This window comes from Caballeronia sp. BR00000012568055 (genome assembly GCF_029439455.1).
GTDB lineage: Bacteria > Pseudomonadota > Gammaproteobacteria > Burkholderiales > Burkholderiaceae > Caballeronia.
Map to the genome: position 1 here is coordinate 19,467 of NZ_JAQFVG010000006.1, position 11,119 is coordinate 30,585.

Sequence of the window (11,119 nt, forward strand, 5' to 3'; positions counted from 1 at the left end):
TCTCCGCCGAGCCACTCTTGGACAACGCCAACAAGGGGATCCGGACCGGTAACCGTCCCGACCGGTTCTTGGAAGAACTTGAGTCGTTGATCAAGCAATCCAAGACGCAGGAGTTCTGGCATTGAACCGTAGACACCATAAGTCGGAGCTTGATGCGGGGCTTGACCTCCTTGCCCATATGGCGAGAATCGGGCTGGTCGAAGCGTAGAGGGATCGCCAGCATCCTCAAGGCAAGCCGTGGTCGAATCTCCTTTGACTTGCCGGGTCTCTCGATTTTCTGAATCTAGTTGATGCCAAACGCGTCGGATGTCGAACGGAATCGGTGTGTCACAAGTGACAGCACTAGGATCAAGACTTAGCCATTGGGCCTCCGCTAAGAAAGACTTTCGGGCTTGAGTCACCACTTCGCTGAATTTGTTGTTAAAGCTTGCGCCGCCTGAAGTACCCGCGAATATCCGTATGATGTCAGCTGCTGGAAGCGCCCAAAAAGGAACTCGCAATCTGCTCTCGGCATTTCGGGCCAGCACGCTACGCACAGAAGCATTGTCGGCAAATGCTCGCGCATATTCTCCATGCGGATCCACGACAACTATGTTCGCGGATGTCCAACCGCCTCTCACGAAATTTTGGACCAGCGATGCGACAACGCTTGTCTTTCCTGATCCTGTCGAACCTACGACCGCGGCATGTCGAACGACAAACCTCGAGACGTCAATACACACAGGTATATCTTCCGACGCAGCCAGCCGTCCTAAGCGGAGATGAGCTTCGTCTTGCCGAGGGAATACTGATGCCAACTCTTGCGGTGTCGCAAAGTGGACGGGGTCATCAAGGCCGGGATACGTGCCGACACCCCGCTGAAACCTTCCGGTTGCGCGATCAATTTCACCGAGTAATTGAACTTGGAGCCATCGTTCGTCTCGTTGAATTGAACCAAAGGGGATAACTTTGTCGATAAGCTCGGAAATTCCCACCAGCGTGACAGTTGCGACAAGATCTATCAGGCCCTGCGGAATTCGAACTAACGACCCAATTTGCCCGATGGGTTGAAGTTGACCTTTGTAAATTGGCGCTACACCGGCCAAATCAGGATTTAGGACAACGGTGACCGTTGATCCAAGCACGTTGCGAACCTTGCCCACGCACGTCGCTTCAAGATCCCGCATCATTCGCGTCTCCTTCGAAAGGATTTAGATTCTCAGTCTTGGCTAGCTGATTTAGACGAGAGTCCATGTCGGAATCGCTTGATGCGCTCCGTGCGAGGAATTGAGCCAACTTCTGGAAGTCGCCTAGCAGAAATCGCCCGTCTTCAAATATTCCGCTTACGTTGTGCTCCGGAATCGCCCACTTAGCCTTGACACCGCCGATAACTGCCTCGTGGCTGCCCACTATTTGGATATTGGGAGTCAGCTGAGCCCGCTCTGCAAGTGGCTCGGGGATATCCGAATAGCAGAAGACGGCAATCTCAGTTCGATGTCGCCGAATGGCAGCATCAAATAACAACTCATTGAGATGCTCATCGCCGAATGAGTACCCCGCAACAATTACGAGAGTCTCTGGTTGATTTAATGCTCTACGCATCCGATCATGAAGAACAAGAAAGGGGACACGCCTTGATTCTTCATATTTCGTGTCGGATGGGTATATAGCGGCGGCAGCGTCCTCGGCCACCGCTTGGCCGACGCGAACCACTTGCTTGGACTCCCATTCCCAGTTCACCGACCCATGCAGCTTCCATAGACGCGTGAAGAACGCAGGCACTGAATCGTGCTCAGCGTCGAGCATGCACTCGACAAGGTCAGTTTGAAAACGTGCCCGTAAGTTACCAATAAATCCATCAAAGTAGGCAACTTGTAATTCCTCGAGCGCGGTTTCGAAGAGCAGGTCGTAATTGACTGTGAATATTTCCACTGGGAGGTGATAGCGCGCTCGTGCGAGCCAAGCCGCAAAATAACGTGTGGGTTTCAAGTTGGCTCGACATATGTCGACTTCGGAAATCACCACACGACAAATTGCCCGATCTAGCGAAATTGCATCGGCCGCTGTCAATCCGTCGATTGTCTGATCGCCGCTCAAAAGTGCGGCTATTCGCCTTAGCCTGCTTAAAGCACCTTCCAGATTTCGTCCGGTGAGTTGAGTGTTTAGCATATTACGCTGAATTTCCGACAGACTCTTCAGTACGCTCCGCTGAAGTTCAGCCACGTCAGGTAGTCCGCAGGCCTTCGACGTGCCGGCACCGAACAGCGCACAGACGTGGCGAGATCGGGTTGCGAGTTTTGCACTTAATCCCGCAGCAAAACGGAGTGGATCGTGTTCGGACATAGCAAAGTCGTTTTGAGGAAACGTCTTTGACTTTACTACATATCAAAGCCTATTACTTAGCTTAGTTAAGGATGTTCAATAATATTTGAAAGCGGCGCTTTCTGAACGTGTATGTGACTGTGATAGGAGTAATAGTGGCAGATGAGAGATAACTACCAGTGACAAAGATCAAATAAATAGGGGATTGGCAGAATCTAAGTTATTGTCGATTTTGCGAGGAAGCAACATCATTAGCCGCGTGTTGAAATAAATGTGTGCGAGTAGTCAGCTATTTAAATCCGCAGTCGACTAATCACCATGTTTTTGATTTGCACTGCGAAATCGATCTGAGAGTCAATAACGAAAAATCAGAGCGGGCCAATTTAGTTTCAGAAACGTTTGAAATAACGCCATCTCAAGCGCGTTAGAACAAGCGCCCCCAACACCCCCCCCCCCCCCACCCACCCCCCCCCCCCCCCCCCCCAACGCCCCATCAAACGACCCCGTCCTCACCACCAGCGGCCCCGCCACCAGCGGCCCCACAATCTGCCCCAATCCATAAGCCCCGGTCGCAAACCCCATCAACCCCGCCGCTGATTCCCCGCGCAACCGTCTCGCTTCCCGCATCGCGAACAAGGTAATCGCGGTGAATGGCAATCCTAACAAAAGGCTCCCGATGCCAAGCCCAAGCGCCGTAGGAAACACAATGCCGAGCAAAATCCCCACCGCCTGAATCACATAGGACCCAGCCAGCAGCAAGCGATTATCCCAACGCATAGGCAACCGCGACGACACGATCGCGCCAACAATCAGCGCCACCCCAAACACCGGCCAAAACAAATCCGGCCAGACCGACCCAGGCAAAGCCTGCCGCGCGATAACCGGCAGAAACGTCGCGGTGATGATGTACCCAAACCCGGCCAACCCATAAAGCCCGATCAGCCACGCGGCGTCCGCAGACCTATCGACCGAAACATCAGCAGCACGAACACCGCCACGCGCCTGAGCCGCCGCATCGACAGAAAACGCGCTCCACACAAGCAAACCCGCAACGCAAGAACAGACCGCAAACCCCACCCAAACCACCGAAGCCAACACGCCCAACGAAGCCGCCGCAGCCCCCAACAACCCCGTCGCCACAATCCCGACTCCCGGCCCCGCGTAGATGATCCCGGCAAGCCCATGTGCGTCCAGTTCAGCGAGCTTGCGCAAACCCCATTGCGATGCAAACACGAACGCCCACGCGCTCACCACGCCCGCGAAAAACCGCACGAAAGCCCATACCCAAAACACATCGACGATACCCATCGCAAAGGTCAGGGCGATGGTCGCGATCAAGCCGAACCGCACCATCCTCCCATGCTCGACGCGTATCGCCGCGCACGACAACGCGCCGATCAAATATCCCGCGTAATTGGCCGATGCGAGCCACCCGCCGTGCCGAATATCCAGCGCGCCGCTCTTGAGCATCAACGGCAGCAACGGCGTGAACGCGAACCGTCCGACGCCCAGCGCCACCGCCAACACCACCGCGCACGCCATCGCGATGCCCAACGCGCCGGACCGCGTCGTATCCCGAGCAAAAGTAGCCATGTCAGTCCAAAAGAAACCGCAAAAACAAAATCCTACCTTGACCAATCCATCTCGAAAAATGAATAATTCAGATGCCAGCCATCACAGGAAAAGATCAAATGGATCTCTCCGCGCTCACCATTTTCCGCACCGTCGTGCGCGAAAACGGCGTGACCAAAGCCGCCGCCAAGCTCAATCGCGTGCAGTCGAACGTGACCACGCGCATCCGCCAACTCGAGGAAACGCTCGGCGCGGACCTGTTTATTCGCGATGGCCGTCGTCTCGTGCTCACGCCCGCAGGCGAAACGCTGCTCCCGTATGCCGAACGTCTGCTCGCATTGGCCGATGAAGCCCGCCACGCCGTCCGCGAAAATCGTCCGCACGGGCGCTTGCGGCTCGGCACGATGGAAAGCACCGCCGCCAGCCGTCTGCCGCGCGTGCTCGCCGCCTACTATCAGCGCTGGCCGGAGGTGACGCTCGAATTGGCGACCGGCGTGACGCGCGCGCTGATCGACAGCGTGCGCAGTTTCGAAGTCGATGCCGCGCTGATGGCGCGTCCCATCGAGCCGGACGCGTTGCCCGCCGAGCAATTCGAATCGATGCCGGTGTTCAAAGAAGAGTTGGTGTTGCTCACGCCGCGCGGGCAGCATCCGTCGTCGAATGCGCGCGATGTAGCCGGTCTTACGCTCGTCGCGTTCGAACGCGGCTGCGCTTATCGAACCTATGCAATGCGCTGGTATGAAGAGCAGGGCATTCGTCCGGCGCGCGTGCTGGAGTTGGGTTCGTATCACGCGATCGTCGCGTGCGTGGCGGCGGGTGCGGGCGTGGCGGTTGCGCCGCGTTCGGTACTCGAACTGGCGGGTCTCGATGGCGAAGTCGATCTGCATTCGCTCGGCAAATTCGGCCGAGTAGATACATTGCTCGTCTGGCGCAAAGGCCATTTCTCCGCAGCACTCAACGCCTTGCGCGATCTGCTGACGGAGTCCGCGCCGTCCGTTCGCGGTGCCGCGAAACCAGTTCGTCGAGCCGCGAAAGAAACAGCCGCAAACTAGGCGATTTATTCTTCGCGCTATAACCGACGGCGAGATCGATGGTCGGTGCATCGCCTGCAAGCGGGCGGCTTGTGACCGACCACGGCATCAGGTTCTCGATATATGCCGGAATCAGCGCGATACCCCGCGTCGATGCCACCAGCGACATCACCATCGCCGGATTGTCGACGGTCTGCGCTGCTTCGATGCGCACGCCAGATCGTTCGATATACTGGTCAATCACGCCGCGTAATACGCGCGCTTTTGACGCCATCGCAATGAACGGCTGATCGGCAAGATCGTGCACATTCACCGCGTCCTGCGATGCCAGCGCATGATCGCTCGGCATCAGCACGACCAGCGGTTCTCGATCGACTATTTCGTACGACAGATCATAATCCGGTTCGGCACGCATAAACGCGACATCGATCCGCCCGCGCGCGACGCCTTCGGCAAGTTCGGTGGAGTAATCGCTCGATACGGTGACATCGACATTGAGCAGTTCATCGCGCAGGACGTGCATGGCATCGGGTAGCCAGCTCATTTCCTGACCCGTAAGAAAGCCCAGCGCGAAGCGTTGCTTGACCGGTTGCGCGGCGCGTCGCGCGGCTTCGACGGCGGCATCGACCTGATTCAATGCAATACGCGCGTGCTCCATGAAAGCGCGTCCTGCAGCCGTCAATTCGACACCGCGCGCCGTGCGCACGAACAGATCCGCGCCGACATGATCTTCGAGATCGCGAATCTGACGGCTGAGCGAAGGCTGCGAAGTGTGCAGTCGTTGCTCGGCCGCTTCCGTGAGACTGCCTGTCTCTGCCACTGCAAGAAAATAGCGCAGATGCCGCAGTTCCATGATCGTGCGATGCCTGATCGAAGAGGTCAGTCAGAATACATCAAAGCTTCGATCCGCCGTCTACGTGCAGTGTTTCGCCGCTGATCCAGCGCGCGGCGTCGGAGGCAAGAAAGCTCACTGCATCGCCGATATCGTCGGGTTGTGCGAGCCGCTTGAGCGCCTGCATGCCGAGCGTCATATCGCGGCCCGCATCGCTCTTTGTGAAGCTCGACATATCCGTTTCCACGACGCCTGGCGCGACTGCGTTCACGCGGATGCCGCGTTCACCGAGCGCGGCGGCGAAGTGCTTGACGAGCGTATCGACCGCGCCTTTCGTTGCAGCGTATGCGGCAAGCGTGCCGACTGCTGCACGCGCCGCCAGCGACGACAACAGCACGACGTTGCTGCCTTCGCACAACACCGGCAACAGTTGCTGCACGAGAAAGAAGGGCGCGCGCACGTTCACGGCGAACAGCGAATCGAAATCGTCGATGCTGGTTTCTTCGATGCTCGCGGCCTTCGACACGCCCGCGTTCGCCACGAGAATATCGAGCCTGCCGCCGATCACCTCGCACACTTGTTTTGCGAGCTTGTGCGGGCCATCGGCATCGCGCAAATTGGCTTGTACTTTCTGCGCAGTGCCGCCGAACGCGCGAATTTCCGCGACGACGGCATCGGCTTCCTGCTCGCCGCTGCTGTAGTGAACCAATACGCTTGCTCCGGCACGTGCCAACGCAATCGCCGAGGCATGGCCGATACCACGCGATGCGCCCGTGACTAGCGCGGTCTTGCCATTGAGTTGAATAAGGGGCTTGTTCATGAGATTGACTCCATCGGTTGAGGTGTTTCGATGAAGTGCAATGTAGAGCCGGGCGTTGCAAAGGAGAAAGACTTTGTAGGCAGCGGGGCATGCCTCGCGAGTATGGCCTCAGGAAAACACGGCGCGCGCGTAATTCACCGGTGCGTGATCGGCGAGATCACGCACTATGACCGTGCCCGCGCGCCATGCGTAATCGCATAGATAGGCGGTGCGTGCAGCGGCGCGGTCGGCGGAGATGGTGGCATCGGTCGCGGTTGTATCGATCGCGCCTGCGCTCGTGATATAGGTCATCGGCGCGACATGAACGTATCCGTCGATTTCGGGCGGCAATTCGGTGACGATATCGCAGCAATCGACGAAACGCGTGTGATCGATTTCATCGAGCGTGGCCTTGAATGCCGCATCTCCGACACGCGGACAGCCGATCGTAACCAGCGTTTTCGGCTTGCACACGCTCGCCATCAAACACGCGATGGCCGCGCCCAAGCTATGTCCGGTAATGATCAGTTGTCCGTGCGATTGGGCCAGCCATTGCTTGACCGCAGGAAGAATGCTTCGCGTGGCGGCCGCAAAACCATCGTGCACGCGGCCAGCGCTTTCGGGCCACGAAACGAGGCTCGCTTTCAGGTCGGTGGCGATATCGGTGAACTCGTTTGGTTCGGTGCCGCGAAATGCGAGCAGGGCAAGATCATCCGCTTGCCTGATTGCGCCGAAGCCCTGCGTGCCGGTGGTGGGATCGGAAAAACACGTTGGTGGTTCGAAGCCGACGATCGCCAGCGCATCGGTGAGCGTTTGCAGTTCCGCGCCGCCGTTTTCCGCATGCACGTAAGCGAGCCGCGCGGCTTCGACACAGAGCGCATGGACGTCGTAAGTCTGGCCGGGAATAAATAGCGTCGGCCTGTTTTGTGGCGTGAAAAGTGCAGTACGCGAAGCATCGTAAGGTAGGGCCGCCATGGTTTTCTCCTGATTCTCCATAGCAGCCTATACCATCGCCCCCTTCTGCGTGCCGTCGCTGAAGCGTTCGCGCACGAAACGCGTGCGGATCGACCAGCGGTGTGTCGTTGATGACGAGATCGGCCATCAGCTTGCCCGCGCCCGGTCCGATACCGAAGCCACCGAACTCTGTCGTCGAGACCTTTCCTGAACTGGTTAACATGACGACAGCGCGTAATGTGGCTGCGTTTAACGTGCGCAATCAGGCGACGGGAATCGGATTGTCGGTCACCAACTGATTGAACTGATCCACGAACGCGTGTTCGTTCGGACCGGCGTTATCGCGGAACGGCTTGGCGGAATCGACAAGAACTTCGGTGCTCGCTTCAGGCAGCTTCTGCATAATTTCCGCGATAAATGCGTCCAGCGGCATGGCACGCGGATCGCCGCTTTTGTGAATCAGATCGGTATCGACCCACGGCGGCGCGATTTCGAGCACGCGGACGCTGGTATTTCGCAATACGAAGCGTTGCGACATCGTGTAGGAATGGACCGCCGCCTTGGTCGCCGAATATAGCGCGGTCGCGGCGAGCGGCACGTAAGCCAGCACCGAACTATTGTTGATGAGCGTGGCTTCCGGCTGCAATTTCAGATGTTCGATAAAGGCCGCGCTCGTGCGCACCGTGCCGAGCAGGTTCGTATCGATAAGGCGTACGGCCTGCTCATCGTCAAGCGCGCCACCTGCATCGTCGAACGGCATGATGCCGGCATTGTTGATGACCACGTTCAGCGCAGGATACTTCGCGATTACCTGTTGCGCGACGCGCTTGATCTGCACGGCATCGCCGATATCGAGTTCGACCGTGTCGATGCCCGGGTTCGCAGCAGCGATTTCATCGAGCAACGCGCGACGACGGCCGGCCACGATCACCTTGTTGCCGCGTTGATGAAACGCTTCCGCCAGCGCCCGCCCGATGCCCGATGTGCCGCCAGTGATGAAGATCGTATTTTTGGTGAGTTTCATGATGCGTGTCCTTTTTGAATCTTGAAAGTTTCGTGATGAAACGGTGAGTGAATTCTGACTCGATTTGACGGTGTCTCAAATGACGTATATGGTACGGATTCAGGACATCGACTTCGGACTCTGCAACATGCACAAAATCGGCTATTTGCTGACTGACGGTTTTCAGATCATGTCGATCGCGTCGCAGTCAGTGTTCGAACACGCGAACGACACGGCGGGCGAGGCGTTTTATCGGATCGAGAATTTTTCGGTGGCGGGCGGTGAAGTGCGTTCGTCACTTGGCATGAGCGTGGGCACGCGCGCGCTGAACCCGCGTCTTAACATGGACACGTGGATTGCAGCGGGCGTGAGCAATCCGATCGAATTACCGGCCACGCAGGAAATGCTCAGATTCGTACGACGCATCGGCCCACGCGCGCGGCGTATCGCAGGCATTTGCACGGGTGGATTCGTGCTCGCTGAAGCGGGCCTGCTCGACAATCGGCGTGCGACCACGCATTGGTTTTTCGCGCAGGAAATGCGTGAACGCTTCCCGCATATCCATGTGGACGAAGACCGCATTTATATCGTCGATGGTTCGGTGTGGACATCGGCGGGAATGACAGCCGGTCTCGATCTCGCGCTGGCGATGGTCGAACAAGATCTCGGCGCGGATATCGCTCGATCAGTCGCGCACAAGCTCGTGATGCCGCAGCGCCGCGCGGGCGGACAGTCGCAGCATTCGGAGATGCTCGAACTCGCGCCCAAGTCCGACCGCATCCAGAATGTGCTGAACTATGCGCGCAAACATCTGAATCGTCCGTTGACGGTGGAAGAACTGGCGAGTGAAGCGCATTTGAGTCCGCGTCAATTCAGCCGTGTTTTTACGGAGGAAACCGGGCAATCGCCCGCCAAGGCTATCGAAGGATTGCGGCTCGAAGCGGCGCGTCTGATGATCGAGCGCAGCCGCCATTCGCTCGAAGCCATCGCCTGGGAAACCGGCTTTCGTGATCGCCGGCATATGCGCGAAGCGTTCATGCGCGGCTTCGGCGTGCCGCCGCAAGGCGTGCGTCGTGAAGCGCGCGCACACGCTTAATCGTTTGATCGTATCCTGCAAATTCACTCAGGAGACGACATGAGCTATAAAGATCTCGGCGAAATCTACCGCGAATACATTGCCTGCCTCAACGCGCAAGACTGGGAGCGTTTGGGCGAATTCGTCAGCGAAAACGCGAAGCATAATGGCCGGCCATTCGGTCTCGGCGGATATTGCGCCATGCTCAAACGCGACTTCGAAGAGATTCCCGATCTGTTCTTCGATATTCGTCTGCTGGTTGTAGACGGGGCGAACGTTGCGAGCCGCCTATGGTTCGAATGCACGCCGCGCGCCTTATTTATGGGCCTCGCCGTGAATGGCCAACGCGTGCGCTTCGCCGAAAACGTGTTCTATCGCTTTCATGAAGGGCGCATAGAGGAAGTCTGGTCCGTGATCGATAAAGCGGCAATCGAGGCGCAGCTCCCATCATGACGAAATGGCATCAATGAAATAACTCGCACATCATTTTTGCATCGACGCAAACGCCCTAACATGCAACGCATCCCATTCATTTTCACAAGGAGACGCGAGCATGTATGCAATCACCGGAATCACAGGGCAAGTGGGCGGCGCGGTGGCGAATGCGCTGCTGGAAGCGAATCAACTCGTTCGCGCGATCGTACGCAATCCGAACAAAGGCGCGGCATGGGCGGCGCGCGGGTTCGATATCGCGCTCGCCGAATTGAGCGATGTGGATGCGCTGACGCGTGCTTTCGAAAGCGCGCAAGGCGTATTCATTCTTCTGCCGCCCACATTCGATCCTGAACCGGGCTTTCCTGAAGCATCGAAGCTGCGCGACGTGATTATCGAAGCGCTGAATCGCGCGAAGCCTGGAAAGGTGGTTTATCTCTCGACCGTCGGCGCGCAGGCCACGCAAACGAATCTGCTGTCGCAGCACAGTCTGGTCGAACAGGCGCTGCGAGAACAAGACTTTCCTGTGACGTTTCTGCGTCCCGCGTGGTTCATGGAAAACTGCGCGTGGGACGTGGCATCCGCGCGTGATGAAGGCATCGTGCATAGTTTCCTGCACCCGCTCGATCGGGCGATACCGATGGTGGCGACACAAGACATCGGCAAACAAGCCGCAAAACTTTTGCTCGACGATGAAAACATCACGCGCACCGTCGAACTCGAAGGACCGCATCGCGTCAGCCCGAATGATATTGCCGATGCCTTCGCGCACGTGCTTGGCAAACTGGTGAGCGCGCAAGCTGTGCCGCGTGATTCATGGCAGGGCCTGTTCGAAGCGCAGGGCATGAAGCATCCGCTGCCGCGCATTCAAATGCTCGATGGCTTCAATGAAGGCTGGATCGACTTCGAAGGCCGCACGGTGAAGGGCACGACGCCGCTCGTCGATGTCATTCGTCATATTTGCACGTTTTAGGGCGATCGATCTAAAATCGTCTCCGAGCCACGTCACGGAGACGATCGCATGATCCAGTTCTACTTTCATCCCACGCCGAATCCCGCAAAAATCGCGCTGTTTCTCGAAGAATCGGGCATGCCGTATGAATTGAAGCCAGTGGATACC

At 57.5% G+C, this 11,119-nt stretch carries 11 protein-coding genes and 1 pseudogene; 5 read left to right on the forward strand and 7 right to left on the reverse strand.

Annotated elements, in window-relative coordinates; all coding sequences use genetic code 11:
* The 3 genes from P7F28_RS00955 to P7F28_RS00965 form a co-directional block, all read right to left on the reverse strand.
* Positions 1 to 1,169, reverse strand: a 1,169-nt coding sequence (locus tag P7F28_RS00955) for an ATP-binding protein (RefSeq protein ID WP_277182476.1), incomplete at its 3' end; no start/stop codon positions are given.
* On the reverse strand, positions 1,153 to 2,322 hold the full coding sequence (locus P7F28_RS00960; protein ID WP_277182477.1) for an SIR2 family protein: 1,170 nt from the start codon (positions 2,320 to 2,322) through the stop codon (positions 1,153 to 1,155). The genes P7F28_RS00960 and P7F28_RS00955, both read right to left, overlap by 17 nt.
* Positions 2,323 to 2,655: 333 nt before the next feature.
* A complete protein-coding gene (locus tag P7F28_RS00965; RefSeq protein ID WP_277182478.1) occupies positions 2,656 to 3,894 on the reverse strand; it encodes a YbfB/YjiJ family MFS transporter in 1,239 nt (412 codons plus the stop codon).
* Between the two features lie 98 nt (positions 3,895 to 3,992).
* Between P7F28_RS00965 and P7F28_RS00970 the strand changes: the two genes are divergently transcribed.
* A complete protein-coding gene (locus P7F28_RS00970; protein ID WP_277182480.1) occupies positions 3,993 to 4,925 on the forward strand; it encodes a LysR substrate-binding domain-containing protein in 933 nt (310 codons plus the stop codon).
* Here the strand turns inward: P7F28_RS00970 and P7F28_RS00975 are convergent.
* From P7F28_RS00975 to P7F28_RS00990, 4 genes are all read right to left on the reverse strand, one after another.
* A complete protein-coding gene (locus P7F28_RS00975) occupies positions 4,828 to 5,757 on the reverse strand; it encodes a LysR family transcriptional regulator (RefSeq protein WP_277182481.1) in 930 nt (309 codons plus the stop codon). The genes P7F28_RS00970 and P7F28_RS00975 overlap by 98 nt on opposite strands.
* A 40-nt stretch (positions 5,758 to 5,797) precedes the next feature.
* Positions 5,798 to 6,556 (reverse strand): SDR family NAD(P)-dependent oxidoreductase, encoded by a 759-nt coding sequence (locus P7F28_RS00980; protein WP_277182482.1) that lies wholly within the window; start codon positions 6,554 to 6,556, stop codon positions 5,798 to 5,800.
* Positions 6,557 to 6,664: 108 nt separating this feature from the next.
* Entirely contained in the window at positions 6,665 to 7,510 is an 846-nt protein-coding gene (locus P7F28_RS00985) for a lipase family protein (protein WP_277182483.1), read from the reverse strand.
* A 241-nt stretch (positions 7,511 to 7,751) separates the two neighbouring features.
* A complete protein-coding gene (locus P7F28_RS00990) occupies positions 7,752 to 8,513 on the reverse strand; it encodes an SDR family oxidoreductase (protein ID WP_277182484.1) in 762 nt (253 codons plus the stop codon).
* A 127-nt stretch (positions 8,514 to 8,640) separates the two neighbouring features.
* Here P7F28_RS00990 and P7F28_RS00995 point away from each other — a divergent pair, with 127 nt between their 5' ends.
* The 4 genes and pseudogenes from P7F28_RS00995 to P7F28_RS01010 form a co-directional block, all read left to right on the forward strand.
* On the forward strand, positions 8,641 to 9,588 hold the full coding sequence (locus P7F28_RS00995; RefSeq protein ID WP_277182498.1) for a GlxA family transcriptional regulator: 948 nt from the start codon (positions 8,641 to 8,643) through the stop codon (positions 9,586 to 9,588).
* Between the two features lie 39 nt (positions 9,589 to 9,627).
* Positions 9,628 to 10,020: an ester cyclase gene (locus P7F28_RS01000; RefSeq protein WP_277182485.1), complete on the forward strand. Its 393-nt coding sequence runs from the start codon at positions 9,628 to 9,630 to the stop codon at positions 10,018 to 10,020.
* Positions 10,021 to 10,120: 100 nt separating this feature from the next.
* Complete coding sequence (locus P7F28_RS01005; protein ID WP_277182486.1) at positions 10,121 to 10,972, forward strand: NmrA family NAD(P)-binding protein; 852 nt, start codon at positions 10,121 to 10,123, stop codon at positions 10,970 to 10,972.
* Between the two features lie 48 nt (positions 10,973 to 11,020).
* Positions 11,021 to 11,119 (forward strand): annotated as a pseudogene (locus tag P7F28_RS01010) (glutathione S-transferase family protein); the annotation flags it as partial.